We start from the raw sequence: 17,297 nt of genomic DNA, 5'->3' as shown, positions 1-17,297 counted from the left end.
CGCGCAAGATCGTCGGGCGCTGCGCTTCAGGAACGAATGGCCTCCCAGGCCAGGAGTGCGACGTGGAGCGAGAGGCAGACCGCGACGGAATCCAGGTCCACGTCGAGGATCCGGCCTATGCGGGCGAGGCGTTCGTAGAAGGCCGGGCGGGACAGGTGCGCGGCTGACGCCGCGATGGACTTGTTGCGGCCCGCCTCCAGGTAGACGCGGAGGGTGGGCAGCAGTTGATCCCGGGGGTGCTGGGCGTCGTACGCGAGCAGCGCGCCCAGCTGGCGTTCCACGAAGGTCTGCAGGCGGGGCTCGTCGCGCAGCAGGTGGAGCAGGCCCGCGAGGCCGACGTGCGGCAGGCGCAGGACGGGCGCGGCCGGCGGAGCGTCGTGGCGGGCGGCGTCGGCGACCTGGCGGGCCTCCACGAGGGAGCGGCGGGCTTCGCGCAGGCTGTCCACTCCGGAGCCGGCGGCGATGAGCACCTCCTCGCGGCCGCGGCGCAGGGCGGCGGCGAAGCGGGTGAGGGCGGCGTCCTCGTCGGCGGCCGAGCGGACGGCGAGCAGGCCGCCGACGACCTGGTCGTCGAGGACGCTGAGCAGGCCGGTGAGCTTGGCGTCGCGGACGGCCTGGCTGGCGGTGTCGGCCAGGTCGCGCAGGCGGGCGGCCGCCTCGGCGCTGTCGGCCCCGGGCAGGCGGGGACGGACGACCACGCCGACCAGCCGCCGCTTGTCGAGGGTGACGCCGAGGGCCCGGGCGCGCAGCGAGACCTCGTCGACCGGCAGGCTGTGGTCGAGGAGGGCGGCCAGCAGGGTGCCGTGCAGCTGGCGTTCCAGGCCCTGCTCGTCGCGGCGGATGAGGCGGCCGAGCGCGAGCGTGGAGGCCGCGCGTTCGAGCAGGATGGTCAGCCGGGTCGGCGGGTCGCCCGCGCCCGGCCAGCGCAGCAGCAGCCGCCCCCAGTCCTGCCCGCGAGCACCGACCGCGGTGACCAGCCAGCCGGCCTCGGCGTCGTAGCCGGTACGCCCGGCGACGGCGATCCGCCGGGAGTGCTGCTCCCAGCCGTCGAGCAGGAGTTCGGCGCGGCCGCCGGCGGCGTCGAAGGCGAGCACCTTGCGGGCCAGGTTCTCCAGCACGATCGGGTACCCGGCCAGTTGGGCGGCCTGGTGCACGACCTCGGCTGGCTCGGCGCCCTCGACGCTCAGCTCGGTGAACCGCTGGTGGATCTCCTCGGAGGCGCGCAGCTCGGTCAGCTGGGCGTCCACGATGAGCGCGTGTACCGCCTCGGTGATCTGCACGAACGGGGTCGGCCGACGCAGCTCGACGAGCGGCAGGGCGTACTCCTCGGCGGCGGCCGCCATCGTCTTCGGGACGCTGCCGATGTAGCGGCGGCCGAGTTCCACCACGAGACCGGCGACCCCGACGCCGGCGAGGTCCTGGACGAAGGCGCGGACGCCGTCGTCCTCGGCGGGCAGGCCGATCCCGGTGATGAGGACCAGTTCACCGCCCTTGAGCAGGGAGGCGATGTCGGGCACCTCCGAGGAGTGCACCCAGCGGACGGGCCGGTCGAGATACCGCGCGCCGGCGACGATACGCGGCTCGCCCACCTGCATCGGGGCGAGCGCCACGACGTCGCGTACGGTCGGCAGGACGGGGTCGGCCATGGTCAGGCCGGATCGTCGCGGGTCAGTTCCCAGCACGCGACGGCGGTCGCCGCGGCCACGTTCAGCGAATCCACACCACGCCGCATGGGGATGCGTACGCGGATGTCGCTGGCCGCCAGTGCGTGCCGGGACAGCCCCGGACCCTCCGCGCCCATGAGCAGAGCCGGGCGTTCTCGCCGCGCGGCGTCGAGGAGGTTCATCGGGACCGCGTCGGCGGACGGGGTCAGGGCCAGCACGGTGAACCCGGCCTTGCGGACGTCGTCCAGGCCGGCCGGCCAGTCGGCGAGGAAGGCGTACGGGATGGCGAACACCTCGCCCATGCTCACGCGTACGCTGCGGCGGTAGAGCGGGTCCGCGCAGGTGGGCGAGAGCAGGACGGCGTCCATCCCGAGCCCGGCGACGCCCCGGAAGATCGCGCCGATGTTCGTGTGGTTGTTGATGTCCTCCAGGATGACGACCCGGCGGGCGGCGGCCAGTACCTCGGCCGGCGCGGGCAGCGGCTTGCGGTGGAAACTCGCCAGCACCCCGCGGTGCACGTGGAAACCGGTGATCTCCTCCAGCACGTCCGCGTCGCCCGCGTAGACCGGCGCCAGGCCGGCGAGGTCGGCGATCTGGGCCGTCCGCTTCGCCTCGACGAGGAAGCTGCGCGGGACGTAACCGGCGGCGAGCGCCCGGCGGAGCACGAGTTCCCCCTCGGCGATGAACAGGCCGTGCGGGGGCTCCCAGCGCGTACGCAGCTCGACGTCGGTCAGCGCCCGGTAGTCGGCGATCCGCTCGTCCGCCGCGGAGGTGATCAGGTCCACGACGTCATTGTGCCCCGGCCGGCGGCCGGCGAAGGCCGGACGCCCACCGGGGCACGTGATCAGGACCTACTGCTGCGGCGGCTCGGGAGCGGCCGGCTTCAGCGGGATCACACCCGCGGTCTCCGCCTTGGTCTCCGCCTCGATCTCGGCGACGGCCGCCGCGGCGGCGCGGGCCGCCTCGATGGCGTCGGAGTTGTCCGGCGTGGCGACCGGCCGCGGCTTGCGCTCGCTCGGCGGCGCCGGCGGCTGGAGGTTGCCGAACGCGCTGCTGATGCCCTCCAGCGCCTTGCTCAGCTCGGCCGGGATGATCCAGAGCTTGTTCGAGGCGCCCTGGGCGATCATCGGCAGCGCCTGCAGGTACTGGTACGCCATGACGGTGCTGTCCATGTCGGCGGCGTGGATCGCGCCCACGACCGTCTCGATGGCCTTGGCCTGACCGGCCGCCTGCAGGATGCGGGCCTGCCGGTCACCGTCGGCGCGCAGGACGGCCGCCTGCTTCTCGCCCTCGGCCGTGAGGATCTGCGACTGCTTGACGCCCTCGGCCGTGAGGATCGCCGCCCGGCGGTCACGCTCGGCGCGCATCTGCTTCTCCATCGAGTCGCGGATGCTGGGCGGCGGCTCGATCGCCTTGATCTCGACGCGGGTCACCTTGACGCCCCAGCGGCCGGTCGTCTCGTCGAGCACGACCGACAGGTGCCGGTTGACCTCCTCGCGGCTGGTCAGCGCGCGCTCGAGGTCCATCGAGCCGATGACGTTACGCAAGGTCGTCACCGTCAGCTGCTCGATCGCCTGCAGGAAGTTGGCGATCTCGTACGTCGCCTTCACCGGGTCGACGACCTTGAAGTAGAGGACCGTGTCGATCGACACCACGAGGTTGTCGGAGGTGATGACCGGCTGCGGCGGGAAGCTGACCACCTGCTCGCGCAGGTCCACCTTGGTCCGGACGGCATCGACGAACGGCACCAGGATGTTCAGGCCAGGCTGCAGCGTCCGGTGGTACTTGCCGAGCCGTTCGACGACGTCGTTGCGCTGCTGCGGTACCTGACGCACCGAGCGCAGCAGAGTGATCACCACGATCAGGGCGACGATCCCGATGACTAGATATAGGAACAACTGCAGTGGTTCCATCTCATTCCTTCCCCACCAGTACGGTGGCGCCATCAACCTCGATGACCCGGACGCGGTCACCTGGTTCGAAAACCCGCGTGGTGTCGTAGGGCCGGGCCCGCCAGAGTTCGCCGCTGAGATTGACCTGGCCGCCCTCGGCGTCGACGCGCTCCAGCACGACCGCCTCGGCGCCCAGGATCGTCGAGACGCCGATCTTCACCTGGTCCGAGCTGCGGTAGAAGCGGTTCTTGATCCAGGGGCGCACGAAGAACAGCGCCAGTCCGGACACGACGACGAAGACCAGCAGCTCGCCGACGATGCCCAGGCCCAGTACGCCGGCCAAGCCGGCGGCCGCGGCGCCCGCGGCCAGCATGAGCAGCACGAAGTCGCCCGCGAAGAGCTCGCCGATGACGAGTGCTCCGGCGGCGACCAGCCACCATCCCCAACTTTCCACGGGTTGATCGTGGCACGCCCGCGCAATGCCTGTCACACGGGCGGCCTGAAACGGATAACGGTTTCCACCGTTACGCAGTTGAGCGGTAATGTCCGCCCCCTGTCCTCCCCGCGACTGGAGACGCCATGCCGCTGCAGCCGACCACGGCTCTCGCCCTCGACCAGCTCGTCGCCCGCGCCCAGGCGGACGGCAGGTCGCCCTGCGTGGCCGCCTCGGTGGTACGCGACGGCGCGACGGCCCATGTGAGCGGCGCCGGTACGCTGCACGGCCGCCCGGTGTCCGGCGAGGACCTCGCCGACGTGCAGTTCCGCATCGGATCGATCTCCAAGACGCTGACGGCCGTCCTGCTGATGCAGTTGCGCGACGCCGGCCGGCTGGCCCTCGACGACCTGCTCTACCGCCATCTCCCCGGTACGCCGGTCGGCGCCGGCGTCACCCTCCGCCAGCTGCTCGCCCACTCCTCCGGGTTGCAGCGGGAACCGGACGGCGACTGGTGGGAGCGCAGCGACGGCGGCGACATCGAGAAGCTGCTCGCCGAGCTGACCCCGGAGAAGCTCGCGCTCGAACCGCACCACGGCTACCACTACTCCAATCTGGCGTACGGGCTGCTGGGGGCGGTTCTCCACCGGGTCACCGGCACGGAGTGGGCCACTCTCGTCCAGCAGCGGCTGCTGACCCCGCTGGGGATGACGCGTACCAGCTATCACCCGGAGGGGCCGTACGCGCCCGGCTACGTGGTGCACCCGTGGCTCGACACGCTGCGCGAGGAGCCGCGTACGGACACGGGGGCCATGGCACCGGCCGGACAGCTCTGGTCGACTCCGGCGGACCTGGCGAAGTGGGCCGCCTTCCTGGCCGACCCCGACCCTTCGGTACTGGCCCCGGCGACCTTGCGGGAGATGACCGCGCCCGTCGTCATGAACGACCTCGACACCTGGAGCGGCGCGCACGGCCTCGGCATCGAGCTGTACCGCCAGGGCGAGCGCGTCTATGTCGGGCACGGCGGCTCGATGCCCGGCTACCTCGCCGCCCTCGTGGTCCACCGGCCCTCCCGGACGGGCGTCGTGTGCTACGCGAACGCGTACACGATCAGGGACGGTTCGCTGGGGTCGCTCGCCTTCGCCCTGATGCGCACGGTGCTGGAGGGCGAGCCCGCCACGATCGCGCCCTGGGTACCCGCACCGGCCGCGGCGGCCGGGCCGATCGCGGACGTGCTCGGGCGCTGGTGGTGGATGGGGCGTGAGTACGAGGCCCGCCTCGACGGGGCGGAGCTGGTGCTGGACTCGCTGACCCGGCCGCGCGATCCGATGCGCTTCCGGTACGAGGCCGAGGACCGGTGGCGCGGCGTCGCCGGGGAGAACGACGGCGAGATCCTGGCGGTGCTCCGGGACGAGGACGGCGCCGTGACCACATTGGACATAGCGACGTTCCTGTTCCGACGGTTCCCGGCCGACGATCAGTGAGGCGCTAGGGAGCGGGCTCGACGACGAAGTCGATGAGCCGCTCCACCGCCCCGATCAGCGGCGTCTCCAGGTCGCGGTAACTGTCCACCCGCGACAGGATCAGCCGCCACATCTCCCGCGGATCCGGCACCCCGAGCGCCGCGCACACCCCTTCCTTCCACGGCGTCCCCCGCGGAACGACGGGCCAGGCCCGGATCCCCACCGACGCCGGCTTCACCGCCTGCCAGATGTCCACGTACGGATGCCCGGTCACGAGCACGTGCGGCGAGGTCACCCGGGCCACGATCCGGCTCTCCTTGGTGTCCGGCGTCAGATGATCGACGAGTACGCCGAGCCGCGCGTCCGCCCCGGGCCCGAACTCCGCGACCCGGGCGGGCAGGTCGTCGATCCCGTCCAGCGGCTCGACGACGACGCCCTCGACGCGGAGATCGTCGCCCCAGACGCGTTCGACGAGGGCGGCGTCGTGCAGCCCTTCGACCCAGATCCGGCCGGCCCGGGCGACGCGGGCGCGCCGGTCCGCGACCGCGATCGAGCCCGAAGCGGTGAGCCGGAGCCCGCCTTGCGGCGCGGCGACCGGCCTCGTCAACGTGACCGGTACGCCGTCCAGCAGAAACGCCGCCGGTTCCAGCGGGAAGATCCGGCGCTTGCCGTGGCGGTCCTCCAGGACGACGGCGCCGCCCTCGAATCCGACGACGGCACCGCAGAACCCCGAATCGGCGTCCTCGACGACCATGCCGGGTTCGGCGGCGTGGACGGGGATCTCGCGGCGGGGCCGGCGTGGCCCGGAAAGGACGTCGTCATACCTGGTCACCCTCAGATTCTATCGGCCGCGCGGGCGCCCGCCCGGTACGCACCGTCAGCCGGTCCACCACGAGGATCAGCACGACGGCGATCACGGCCGCGGAGATCAGGTAGATCGGCAGTGGATAGACCCACCCGGCCGTCCCCGTTCCCGTCCGCGTGCCGTACGCGAACATCCTCGTGAAGGCCGAGACCGGCATGGTCTGCTGGGCGGGCTCGTTGACCGTGAGCAGCGCCCACAGCGGCTGCTGTGCGCGCAGTACCCACACCACGTACGCGGCGGCGCCCAGCAGCGGCCCGGCGATCGCGAAAACCTTGGCGGCCGGCAGCTCCGCCAGCCCGCGGAAGAGCAGCGTGCTGCCCACGAGAACGGGTATCACCAGCGAACCGGGCGTGAGCAGCCGGAAGAACGCGGGCGCGTCGCGCAGCAGCGAATGATCCCAGTACGCGGTCATCAACGGGGCCAGCCCGACGAACAGCCACGGCGCGAACGGCAGCAGCAACAGCTCGCTCCGGTCGCCGAACGGGCGCAGCCCGCCGATGCCGAAGCCGGCCAGAGCCGCCGCACAGATCCCGACGACGGTGCTCACGAGCGGCGGCAGCCAGGTGTTGGCCAGGTGCGTACCGAGATTGCCTGGATCGCCGAACTCCACCAGGCGGGGCAGCCACACCACCAGCCCGGCAAGGCTCGCGAGACCCAGGACGACGACCGCCGCACCGGTTCCGCCCAGCCAGCCGCCCGTCTGCGCGGCGGGCGCCTGTGCTGCCGGCGCCTGTGCTGCCGGCGCGATGCGCGTACGCGTCAGGATCAGCAGCAGCGTCACGCCGATCCCGAGCACCATGAGCGGAATCAGCAGCAGCACGGACGCCGCGGAGGCCACACCGAGCCGGCCGGTCCGGAAGGCGAACGTGTAGATCGTCAAGGCCGGCAACCCCGTTGGGATCCCCAACACCGCGAACGAGAACGCCTGCGAGGCCACGGCGACGAGGCTGCCCGCCAGCGTGCCCGCGGCGACGAGGATCGCACCCAGACCGCCCCGGGCCGCCAGCATCACCGTGATCGCGCCGAGTGCCACGAGTGCCCCGAATCCGGCGATGAGCATCTGCTCGACCGGGCGCATGCGAAGGTCCTCCACCGGTCCGCCCACCCAGCTCATCGCCTGCACGAACGGTGCCAGGGCGGCGGCCAGCGGCAGCGCGAACACCGCGTACACGAGGCGGCGGCCCCACCGGCCGGCCTTGTGCGCCAGGAATCCCAGCCCACCGCCGAGCAGCAGCGCGATCGCCAGCACGCCCACCACCAGCCGCAGATCCAGGGTGAGCCCGTCCCCGAACGCCCGCAGGACGGCGTCGTAGTTGTTCAGCCCCACGGATTTCGTACCGTCGCGCAGGAGACTCGCGTCGGTGAAACTCGCGTACAGGGTCTGGACTGTGGGGACGACGTAACCGCTGCACAGCAACAGCAGCGCGGGGACGGTCGCCAGAAGGCCGAACAGGATTCGGTTGTTTCGCAGGGTGGACACGAACGTGAATGCTAGTGAACAGGCCGTGACTGATGTATCCGGCGCCGCCGTCGGCGTATTCTGATCACCATGTCAGCTGCGGCGCACTCGGTGGCCCTCGCCGAACGTCGCTCGGCCCGCTTCGTGGCGTGGTGCCGGGCGTGGCGCGCGGGTCTGTCCTCCTTCGACGATGCGATCGACAACATCGAACGCCCGCCGCAGGCGCCCGCCGAGGAACACCTGGCCACCGAACTGCCCGGCACGTGGTCCGCCCTGCCGCTGCGGGATGCCCTGCCGCACCTGCGCCAGCTGCACCCGGACGAGATCCGGCTGACCCTGCCCGCGCCCGGCGACCCCGACGGCCTCGGCCCGGGCGAGTTCACCGCCTCGGCGCTGACGGCGGGGGAAGGCGTACTGGCCGGGATCATGGGTCTCACACCGCAGACCACCGAGCACGTGTCCGGTTCGGGCGACGTCTTCGTCACCGTCAGCTGGCAGGCCTTCGAGGCGCCCCCGCTGCACCCGAACGGCCCCCGCCCCACGGTGCGCGAGGCCGACGGGGAGTTGTCGCTCGCGCTCCAGGAGACGACCACCGAACTCGCCCGCCTCGACGTCGCCCGCTGGCGGCCCGAACTCGGCAGTGCGATCTCGGCCCTGCGCCGCCCCACCGAGGCCGAACTCCCGCCCGGCTACGACGGCCCCGCACGCCGCCTCTACTCGCGCGCGCTCCTGCTCGAACGGGTCCTCATCCTCGCCGGCCAGGAAGCGCCCGGCGGCTCGCTCAACGCGTTCGAGGCCCAGCGCCGCGACGAGGCCCTGCGCCCGCTGGCCGCCGCGTCACGCCGCGCCATCACCGCGGCCATCAACGCGCCCCTGATCTGATCCAGCCTCCGCTCCTCACGCCCCGCTGCCCCTTAGGCCCGCCGCCCCTTAGGCTCGCGGCCCTTTGTCGCGACTGTCCGACTTGTACGCTCAGCGCCCCGCGACACTGTGGAGGTCACGGCGGCTGGCGCGGCCGGTTCGGCGCGGCTGGTTCAGCGCGGCCGATTCGGCCTTTGTCGCGACTGTCCGATATGGGTGCCCCGCGGTGGCGGGTGGTAGCGGGTGGCGTCGATCGTTTACGGCTGTGGTGTAAAAACCGCTGTCGGTTGCATGATCCATGACGGTTCTGGTGCACTCCGACGGCCCCTGACTGCACCTGAAGCGTCATCGATCATGCAGAGGGCGCCGGAAATACACCTCAGCCGTAAATGATCAAGAAATCGGTGATCCAGGTTCACCTGATGGAAGATCCTTCCCGCATCACGGGCGAAGGCCGAGGGTGAAACGGTGCTGGCGCGATCCACAGCGGCCGAGAAGTAGCTTCCACCCCGAACCCAAGATCAAAAGCCCCAACGATCTTGCGCGAATGCCTCAACTTTCGTCGGCTATGCCCGAAATGCCGGGACATTCGCGCAAGATCGTCGGACGCTCCTGGGCGCAATCAGATGCGGTCCACCAGGGATGCCACGGAGTCGACCACCTCGGACGGGCGGAACGGATAGCGCTCCACGTCCTCCTTGCTGCTGATCCCGGTGAGGACGAGGAACGTGCGCAGCCCTGCCTCCAGGCCGCAGAGCACGTCGGTGTCCATCCGGTCGCCGATCATCGCGGCCGACTCGGAATGCGCGCCGATCTTGTTGAGCGCCGAACGCATCATCATCGGGTTCGGCTTGCCCACGAAGTACGGCTCGACGCCGGTGGCCTTGGTGACGAGGGCGGCGACCGAGCCGGCGGCCGGCAGCGCGCCCTCGTTCGAGGGGCCGGTGGCGTCCGGGTTCGTGCAGATGAACCGCGAGCCGTTGTTGATCAGGCGGATCATCGTGGTGATCGCTTCGAAGCTGTAGTTGCGGGTCTCTCCGAGCACGACGTAGTCCGGCTTGTAGTCGGTGAGGATGTAGCCCGCCGAGTGCAGCGCCGTGGTCAGGCCGGCCTCCCCGATGACGAACGCGCTGCCGCCCGGCCGCTGGTCGGCCAGGAACTGCGCGGTCGCGAGGGCCGAGGTCCAGATCGCGTCCTCGGGCAGGTCGAAGCCGAGCCGGGTCAGCCGCGCGTGCAGGTCGCGCGGCGTGTAGATGCTGTTGTTGGTGAGCACCAGGAACGGCTTGCCGGAGGCGCGCAGCCGGCCGATGAAGTCCGTGGCGCCCGGGACCGGCACACCCTCGTGCACGAGGACGCCGTCCATGTCGGTCAGCCAGCTCTCGATCGGCTTACGCTCGCTCATCTGCTCCCACACCCATCCGCGGCCGCGTTTGGCGCGGGCAGCAGCCCGCACCGCACGTCTGTCTGCGCGAAAGCGTACCGAGCCCCTGTGACGGGCGTGGGTCGGACGGGGTGAACGCCTCTTGTACGAGGTCTGTGACCATACGCACAAACCGTGGATCGGTGCCGGCGGTGGCCGCCCGGGCGTATCCCATCCCCAGTTCGGCGGCAGTCGCGGCGGCCTCCGTGTCCAGATCCCAGACGACCTCGAGGTGGTCGGAGACGAAACCGATCGGGCTCACCACGACGTTGCGCGCCGGCAGCGTACGCAGGAAGTCGTTCACGTCCGGCTCCAGCCACGGGACCTGCGGCGGGCCGGAGCGCGACTGCCAGACGAGATCCCAGGACAGGGCCGGGTCGACCCGTTCGGCCACCAGCCTGGCCGCCTCCCGCAGCTGGTCCTCGTAGAGGTTCCCTGACCGCACTCCTGGCGACTCGCGCGAGCGCTCGTCGGCGGGCGGCCCCGCCGTACGCGCCGCCGAGACGGGGACGGAGTGCGCCGTGAACACCAGATGGGCGTCGCCGCCGACCTTGGCCAGCGCGTCGCGTACGGCGTCGGCGTTGGGCTCGATGAAGCCGGGCCGGTCGTAGAAGTGCGGGAGCTTCGTGATCTCGGGCGCGCCCGGTCCCACGTGGGCACGGGCCGCCTCGATGTCCTCCAGGTACTGCCGGCACGACGAATATCCGGCGTACGCGCTGGTGGCGAGGGCGATCGCGTGCGTGATCCCGTCGTCGCGCATCCGCGCCACGGTGTCGGCGAGCAGGGGCTTCCAGTTCCGGTTGCCCCAGTACAGCGGGAGGCCGACTCCCTGGTCGCGGAAGTCGGCCTCGATGGCCCGCAGCAGTACGCGGCACTGCTCGTTGATCGGCGAGACGCCGCCGAAATGCTGGTAGTGCTCGGCCACCTCGAGCAGCCGCTCCTCCGGGACGCCCCGCCCCGCCGTCACGTTGCGCAGGAAGGGCAGGACGTCGTCGGGGCCCTCGGGGCCGCCGAAGGAAAGCAGCAGAAAAGCGTCTATCGGCACGAAGCCAGACTAGCCAGTCAAGCTAGCCGGCCATCGCGTGGTAGCCGCCGTCGACGTGCACGATCTCGCCGGTGGTGGCCGGGAACCAGTCCGACAGCAGGGCGATGACCGCCTTGGCGGCCGGCTCCTGGTTGGTCAGCTCCCAGCGCAGCGGCGCCCGCTCGGCCCACGACTCCTCGAACTTCTCGAAGCCGGGGATCGACTTGGCCGCCATCGAGCGCAGCGGTCCCGCGGACACCAGGTTGCTGCGGATGCCCTTCTCGCCGAGGTAACGGGCGAGGTAGCGGCTGGCCGACTCCAGGCCCGCCTTGGCCACGCCCATCCAGTCGTAGACCGGGTACGACACCGTGGCGTCGAACGTGAGCCCGACCACCGAGCCGCCCGGCTGCAGGAGCGGCAGCAGCGCGGCCGCCAGCGACTTGTAGGAGTACGTGGAGGCGTGCAGCGCGGTGGCCACGTCCTCCCACGGCGTCTCCAGGAAGTTGCCGCCGAGCGCGGTCTGCGGCGCGAACCCGATCGAGTGCACGACCCCGTCGAGGGTCGGCAGGTACTCCTTGACCTTGTCGGCCAGGCCCGCCAGCTCCTCGGGGTTCGTCACGTCGAGCGGGATGACGGGCGGCGTCGTCGGCAGCCGCTTCGCGATCCGCTCGACCAGCGTCGGGCGCGGGTACGCCGTCAGCACGATCTCGGCGCCCTGCTCGAGGGCGAGCTTCGCCACGCTGAACGCGATCGACTGGTCGGTGATCACGCCGGTGACCAGGATCTTCTTGCCTTCGAGCAGCACGCTCGCCTCCTTGCTCGCAAAACTCTGAATGACTGGGGACGGCGGAACGTCAGTGGCCCATGCCCAGGCCGCCGTCGACCGGGATGACCGCGCCCGACACGTAGCCCGCGGCGTCGCTCGCCAGCCAGGTGCACGCGCCCGCGATCTCGTCTGCCGTCGCGAACCGGCCGGCCGGGATCATCTTGAGGTACTGGGCCTTGAGGTCGTCGGACAGCTTCGCCGTCATGTCGGTGTCCACATAGCCCGGTGCCACCACGTTGGCGGTGATGTTGCGCGTACCGAGCTCGCGGGTCAGGGACCGGGCGATGCCGACCAGCCCCGCCTTGCTCGCCGCGTAGTTCACCTGGCCGGCGCTGCCGAGCAGGCCGACGACCGACGAGATGAAGATCATCCGGCCCCAGCGGGCGCGGACCATCTTCGTCGCCGAGCGCTTGGCGACCCGCCACGCGCCGCCGAGGTTGGTCTCGACGACCCGGCTGAACTGCTCCTCCGACATCCGCATGATCAGCGTGTCGTCGGTGACGCCGGCGTTGGCGATCAGGACCTCGACCGGGCCGAGCTCCGCCTCGATCGCCGTGAACGCGGCGTCGACCGCGGCCGGATCGGTGATGTCGCAGACGACCGGGAACAGGTCCGGCGCCGTCGCCGGGTCCCAGCTGCCCCGATGGGTGATCGCGACCCGGTCGCCCTGCTTCGCGAACGCCTGCGCGATCGCCAGGCCGATGCCCCGGTTACCGCCGGTGACCAGTACGGTGCGAGCCACGCCCGCTCCCCTCTCGCAGTTTTGCCGTCATGCCATTCCCTGGTGGAGCCTAAGGGCCGCCCCGCGTATGCCACCGGCGAGGTCACGCACGAAATCCAACTATCAATGTTGTAGGGGTTCCACAATCAGGCCGGACCGATCTCTAGATTCACCCACATAATGGGGCGAATACGCGTACACAGGAAGCATGTCGCAGGATTCGACCAGCAATTCGTGGGCCCGGGGCGGGCTGCTCTTCGCCTCGATCACCCTCATGATGGCCGGTGTCTTCCAGGCACTGCAGGGCATCGCGGCCATCGCCCGGGGCGCGTACTTCGTGGTCGCGCCGAACTACACGTACAAGATCAACGTCACGGGCTGGGGCTGGATACACCTGATCATCGGCATCCTCGCCGCGATCACCGGTTTCTTCCTGCTCTACAGCACATCGTGGATGTGGCGGGGACTCGGCATCGCGTTCGCCTCGGTCTCCGCGATCATGAACTTCATCTGGCTGCCCTACCAGCCCGTCTGGGCCATCATCATCATCGCGCTCGACGTCTTCGTCATCTGGTCCCTGTCCGTCGTCCGCGCCGAGTAGCCGCGTCCCGTCCACGTCGACGATCCTGTTCGGATCACGGAAATCACCCGGATCATGGCCCAAGATTCGGGTGATTTCCCTGATCCAAGCAGGATCTTGGGCGTCAGCCAAGGATCTTGGGGTTGGCCCGGCTGGGCGGGCTCGGGAGCGGGGGATCCGCCGGACGGACAGAGCTTGCGGCGAGTCGGCGGAGGCGGGTGGAACCGGCGACACGGTAACGGGTAGGATCCCTTCCGGGTATTTCCCCATTGGCGATTGTTCCCCAATGGCGAGTATTCCCCAATGATCTGTCCGTTGTGCGCCCAGGCGCCCGGCTCGCAGGAGGTGATCGCTGTGCGAGATAGCGATCCTCCCAGTCGTGGCTGGGCCGTCGCGCGCGGATAATTCTCCCGCGCCTCGCCGCGCCGCCGCATTCGCCGCTCCGCCGTCTGGCGGGGCTACCTGCGCGTGTGGACGGCCGCGCTCAGCCACGACTTTCAGCGTCCCGCGTTCCCATCCCGAACTCGTCGCTGGAGTCCACCATGAGCCGTTACGTCGCTCCCCTGGGGTTCACTCTCGCCTGCGCGTGGGTCTTCACCCTCTTCCTCCTGGCCAGCCACTGACGCCCGGCCAGCGTTACGGCCGGCCCCCGCGGGCCGGCCGACAAACGTCCATCCACTTCGGATGCATCAGATTCGGATGCATCGGGTTCGGACGCATCAGGGCAGCCGGCTGCCCCACAGCAGGCTGAGTCCCGCGGCGCAGATGCCGAACAGCAGCGCACCGGCCGCGAACCACACGGTCACCTCGCGCTGCTCGTGCCGGTGGCCGATGGACGAGCCCAGGTTGTCGTACACCTGCTTCAGCTCCGCGGCCGTCGCCGCCTGGGCGAAGTAGCCGCCGGTCGACTCGGCCAGCTGCGCGAGCGCCTCGCGGTCCACCGGCACCTTCTGCGGCAGCCCGCCGATGTCCACGACGCCGTCGTCCGTACCGAACGCGATCGTCGACACCGGCACGTCCGCCTCCACCGCCGCGGCCGCCGCGTCCTCGATCGGCCGGCCCGCCGTGCGGTAGCCGTCCGACAGCAGCAGGATGCGGGCCGGCGGCGGGCCCTCCGCGCCGTCGCCGGGCACCGACTTGATCGCGTCCAGGGCGGTGAACACCGCGTCGCCGGTCGCCGTCGCCTCGTCCAGGTGCAGGCCGTCCAGGGCCGTGACCACGGCCGCGCGGTCCTTGCCCGGCGAGACCAGCACGCTCGCCGTCTTCGCGAAGGCCACCAGCCCCAGGTTGTACGCCGGGGGCAGATCGGCCGCGAAGTTCTTCGCGGCCTCCTCGGCGGCCGCGATCCGGGTGGGGTCGACGTCCTGCGCCTGCATGGACAGGGAGACGTCGATCGCGAGCACGATGGTGGCCCGTTCCAGCGGGACCTCCATCGCCATCGTGGGCCGCGCGACGGCCAGCGCCAGCGTGAACAGGCTGAGCAGCAGCGCGCCCGCGGTGATGTGGCGCTTCTTGCCGATCCCCTTGGGCGCCAGCGTCTTCAGCATGTCGACTGTGGAGAAGCGCAGCGCGTTGGTCCGCTTGCGGTACTGCCGCCAGACGTACGCGGCGGCCACGAGCGCGACCGGGAGCAGGGCGATGAGCGCCCACGGCTGCAGGAAACTGATCATCGGTCCCTCCCCTTGCGCCGTCCGGCCACGAAGTTGACCGTGTCGCGCAACCAATCCGAGTCCGTACGCAGCCGCAACCGACCCGCCCCGGCCGCCCGGAGCCCGGTGGCGACCGCCGACCGGTGTTCCTGCGCGGCGCGCGCGTACGCGGCCGCCAGCCGCTCGTCGACGTCGACCTCGTGCACGTCGCCGGTCTCCGGGTCGACCACTTCGAGGAAGCCGACCGGCGGCAGTTCGAGTTCGCGCGGGTCGACGATCTCCACGGCCAGCAGGTCGTGGCGTACGCCGAGGCGGGCGAGGGGACGCTGCCATTCGCCGACCGGGCCGAGGAAGTCGGAGATCACCACGACCAGCCCGCGCCGGCGGGGCGGGCGCATCAGCGTGTCGAGCAGATCCCCCAGGTTCGTCCGCCCCGGCCGCGGTTCCAGGTGCGCGATGGCGTGCAGGAGGGCCTGGGCGCCCCGGCGGCCGCCCCGGGCGGGGACGGGCCGGATCCTGCCGCCGGTGGCGAGCACGGCGCCGACCCGGTTGCCGCCGCGCGCGGTCAGGTGGGTCATCGCCGCGGCGGCACAGATCGCCAGATCCCATTTCCGCATCCGGGCGGTGCCGAAGTCCAGGCTCGCCGAGCCGTCGACGGCCAGCCAGGTCTCCAGTTCGCGGTCGGCCTCGGTCAGGCGTACGTGCGGGACGGTGGTACGGGCCGTGACCGGCCAGTCCATGCGGCGTACGTCGTCGCCGGGGCGGTATTCGCGGGACTCGCCGGCCTCGCTGCCCGGCCCCGGCAGCAGACCCAGGTAGTCGCCCTGGAGCAGCCCGTCGAGCCGCCGCGTCACCTGCAGGTGCAGGCGCGCGAGGACGGCGTCGTGCGGCTCGGTCACCGGCGGTCGGCCTGCTGCCGCGGTGCCACGGTCGGCAGCGGCACCGACTCCAGGATCCGGGCGACGATGCTGTCCGGCGGCACGTCGTCGGCCAGCGCGTCGTAGCTGAGCACGAGCCGGTGCCGCAGCACGTCGGGGGCCAGCTCCTGGATGTCCTGCGGCAGCGCGTAGTCCCGGCCGCGCAGGAGGGCGAGCGCGCGGGCCGCCCGGACCAGGCCCAGCGAGGCGCGCGGGCTGGCGCCGTACTGGATCAGCTGGCCGACGTCCGGCATGCCGTGATCGGCGGGGGCGCGGGTGGCCGTGACCAGGCGTACGGCGTAGTCAATCAGTGCATTGTGGACGAAGACCTGATCGGCGCGCGCCTGCAGGCCGATCAGGTCGATCGGGTTGAGGATCGCGCTCACCCGCGGCGCGGCCACGCCCATCCGGTAGACGATCTCCCGCTCCTCGATGTCGGACGGGTAGCCGACGACCACCTTGAGCAGGAACCGGTCGCGCTGCGCCTCCGGCAGCGGGTAGACGCCCTCCTGCTCGATCGGGTTCTGCGTGGCCATCACGAGGAACGGGTTGGGCACCTGGTGGCGCCGGCCGCCCAGCGAGACCTGCCGCTCGGCCATGACCTCCAGCAGCGCCGACTGCACCTTGGCGGGCGCGCGGTTGATCTCGTCGGCCAGCAGGAAGTTGACGAACACCGGACCCAGCTCGACGTCGAAGCTCTCGCTGGACTGGCGGTAGATGCGCGTACCCACGATGTCGGCGGGGACGAGGTCGGGGGTGAACTGGATCCGCGCGAACGTGCCGCCGACGGTCTGCGCCAGCGACTCCACGGCCAGCGTCTTCGCCACCCCCGGTACGCCTTCCAGCAGGCAGTGCCCACGGGCGAGCAGGGCGACGAACATCCGCTCCAGCAGGGCGTCCTGGCCGACGATGACCTTCTTCACCTCGAAGAGCGCGCGTTCGAGGACGGTGGCGTCGACCGCGGGCGGGATCCGGCGTACCTCGGCACTCGCCGAAACGCGGTCGGTCGGAACGTCGGAAATGGAGGTTTCCACGGCAATTTCCGCGAAGTCGAGATGGGTGTCGAGACTCTTCTCAGTCACGGATCGCCTCCATAGAGTGACGCAATACCTGGATAAGAGTGGCATATCGCCGCAGGAGCCGCCCTGAACGGCGCGCGGGGCTCGCGATCGGCGCGGAGAATCGACCGATCGGGCACGGAGGAGGACTGGACACGCACCCGGCCGATGTGGTTACTATTTCCGCGTCGCCGGGCGGCTTCCCCCGTGGCCGCCCGGCGCTCACACTCCACCCGACCGATTGCACCACTACCATCGGTCCGGTGTCCGAGGAATCCGAGCTTCTGTGCTCCGCCAAAGGCTGCCGGCGCCCCGCCGCGTACAAGCTGCTGTGGAACAACCCCAAGCTGCACGAGCCCGAACGCCGCAAGACCTGGCTGGCCTGCGACGAGCATCGCGCGTCACTGGCCGACTTCCTCGCGGCGCGCGGATTCCTTCGTGATGTGGAAGGGCTCGCGTAGATTT

Annotated in this window: 17 protein-coding genes; 4 read left to right on the top strand and 13 right to left on the bottom strand. The window is 70.9% G+C overall.

Going from position 1 to position 17,297, the window contains the following annotated elements:
• Positions 1-26: 26 nt before the first annotated feature.
• The 4 genes from G401_RS0141050 to G401_RS0141035 all read right to left on the bottom strand — a co-directional run bounded on the left by G401_RS0141050 (position 27) and on the right by G401_RS0141035 (position 4,010).
• Positions 27-1,646, bottom strand: coding sequence for a PucR family transcriptional regulator (locus G401_RS0141050; protein ID WP_034594711.1), 1,620 nt, complete (start codon positions 1,644-1,646; stop codon positions 27-29).
• Positions 1,647-1,648: 2 nt separating this feature from the next.
• Positions 1,649-2,449 carry a TrmH family RNA methyltransferase gene (locus G401_RS0141045; RefSeq protein ID WP_027347071.1) on the bottom strand — a complete coding sequence of 267 codons (801 nt, stop codon included), beginning with the start codon at positions 2,447-2,449 and terminating at the stop codon, positions 1,649-1,651.
• 66 nt (positions 2,450-2,515) lie between these two features.
• Positions 2,516-3,568: an SPFH domain-containing protein gene (locus G401_RS51855; RefSeq protein WP_157546837.1), complete on the bottom strand. Its 1,053-nt coding sequence runs from the start codon at positions 3,566-3,568 to the stop codon at positions 2,516-2,518.
• 10 nt (positions 3,569-3,578) lie between these two features.
• Positions 3,579-4,010 (bottom strand): NfeD family protein, encoded by a 432-nt coding sequence (locus G401_RS0141035; RefSeq protein ID WP_027347070.1) that lies wholly within the window; start codon positions 4,008-4,010, stop codon positions 3,579-3,581.
• 125 nt (positions 4,011-4,135) lie between these two features.
• On the opposite strand from G401_RS0141035, the gene G401_RS0141030 reads away from it, so the two are divergent.
• A complete protein-coding gene (locus G401_RS0141030; protein ID WP_027347069.1) occupies positions 4,136-5,473 on the top strand; it encodes a serine hydrolase domain-containing protein in 1,338 nt (445 codons plus the stop codon).
• A gap of 4 nt (positions 5,474-5,477) precedes the next feature.
• On the opposite strand, the gene G401_RS0141025 is transcribed toward G401_RS0141030, so the two are convergent.
• Together G401_RS0141025 and G401_RS0141020 are read right to left on the bottom strand one after the other, a co-directional pair.
• Entirely contained in the window at positions 5,478-6,284 is an 807-nt protein-coding gene (locus G401_RS0141025) for a DUF3097 domain-containing protein (RefSeq protein ID WP_034594708.1), read from the bottom strand.
• Positions 6,271-7,797 carry a sugar ABC transporter permease gene (locus G401_RS0141020; RefSeq protein ID WP_027347067.1) on the bottom strand — a complete coding sequence of 509 codons (1,527 nt, stop codon included), beginning with the start codon at positions 7,795-7,797 and terminating at the stop codon, positions 6,271-6,273. Before G401_RS0141020 ends, G401_RS0141025 begins: the two co-directional genes overlap by 14 nt.
• Before the next feature lie 69 nt (positions 7,798-7,866).
• Between G401_RS0141020 and G401_RS0141015 the strand changes: the two genes are divergently transcribed.
• A complete protein-coding gene (locus G401_RS0141015) occupies positions 7,867-8,658 on the top strand; it encodes a hypothetical protein (RefSeq protein ID WP_027347066.1) in 792 nt (263 codons plus the stop codon).
• A 601-nt stretch (positions 8,659-9,259) separates the two neighbouring features.
• Here the strand turns inward: G401_RS0141015 and G401_RS0141010 are convergent.
• The 4 genes from G401_RS0141010 to fabG are packed head-to-tail and all read right to left on the bottom strand — an operon-like array spanning position 9,260 to position 12,649.
• A complete protein-coding gene (locus G401_RS0141010; RefSeq protein WP_027347065.1) occupies positions 9,260-10,039 on the bottom strand; it encodes an HAD-IIA family hydrolase in 780 nt (259 codons plus the stop codon).
• Complete coding sequence (locus tag G401_RS0141005; RefSeq protein ID WP_027347064.1) at positions 10,026-11,102, bottom strand: ferrochelatase; 1,077 nt, start codon at positions 11,100-11,102, stop codon at positions 10,026-10,028. The genes G401_RS0141010 and G401_RS0141005 overlap by 14 nt, the downstream gene beginning before the upstream one ends.
• Before the next feature lie 22 nt (positions 11,103-11,124).
• Positions 11,125-11,916, bottom strand: a complete 792-nt coding sequence (gene fabI / locus G401_RS0141000; RefSeq protein WP_034594705.1) for an enoyl-ACP reductase FabI — start codon at positions 11,914-11,916, stop codon at positions 11,125-11,127.
• A gap of 19 nt (positions 11,917-11,935) precedes the next feature.
• Positions 11,936-12,649: a 3-oxoacyl-ACP reductase FabG gene (fabG, locus tag G401_RS0140995; RefSeq protein WP_027347062.1), complete on the bottom strand. Its 714-nt coding sequence runs from the start codon at positions 12,647-12,649 to the stop codon at positions 11,936-11,938.
• 187 nt (positions 12,650-12,836) lie between these two features.
• Between fabG and G401_RS0140990 the strand changes: the two genes are divergently transcribed.
• Positions 12,837-13,229, top strand: coding sequence for a DUF7144 family membrane protein (locus G401_RS0140990; protein ID WP_027347061.1), 393 nt, complete (start codon positions 12,837-12,839; stop codon positions 13,227-13,229).
• 698 nt (positions 13,230-13,927) lie between these two features.
• Here G401_RS0140990 and G401_RS0140980 read toward each other — a convergent pair.
• From G401_RS0140980 to G401_RS51850, 3 genes are read right to left on the bottom strand one after another with little or no spacing between them, the layout of a single operon-like run.
• Positions 13,928-14,878, bottom strand: a complete 951-nt coding sequence (locus G401_RS0140980; RefSeq protein ID WP_027347060.1) for a VWA domain-containing protein — start codon at positions 14,876-14,878, stop codon at positions 13,928-13,930.
• Positions 14,875-15,756 (bottom strand): DUF58 domain-containing protein, encoded by an 882-nt coding sequence (locus tag G401_RS0140975; RefSeq protein WP_027347059.1) that lies wholly within the window; start codon positions 15,754-15,756, stop codon positions 14,875-14,877. The genes G401_RS0140980 and G401_RS0140975 overlap by 4 nt, the downstream gene beginning before the upstream one ends.
• Positions 15,753-16,796, bottom strand: a complete 1,044-nt coding sequence (locus tag G401_RS51850) for an AAA family ATPase (protein ID WP_051368005.1) — start codon at positions 16,794-16,796, stop codon at positions 15,753-15,755. Before G401_RS51850 ends, G401_RS0140975 begins: the two co-directional genes overlap by 4 nt.
• A 299-nt stretch (positions 16,797-17,095) precedes the next feature.
• Between G401_RS51850 and G401_RS0140965 the strand changes: the two genes are divergently transcribed.
• Positions 17,096-17,293 (top strand): hypothetical protein, encoded by a 198-nt coding sequence (locus G401_RS0140965; protein ID WP_027347058.1) that lies wholly within the window; start codon positions 17,096-17,098, stop codon positions 17,291-17,293.
• The last annotated feature ends 4 nt before the right edge of the window (positions 17,294-17,297 follow it).

Source organism: Hamadaea tsunoensis DSM 44101 (assembly GCF_000428945.1).
Taxonomy (GTDB): Bacteria; Actinomycetota; Actinomycetes; order Mycobacteriales; family Micromonosporaceae; genus Hamadaea; species Hamadaea tsunoensis.
The sequence above is the reverse complement of the archived record's forward strand: the minus strand, read 5'-3'. Positions and strand labels throughout refer to the sequence as shown.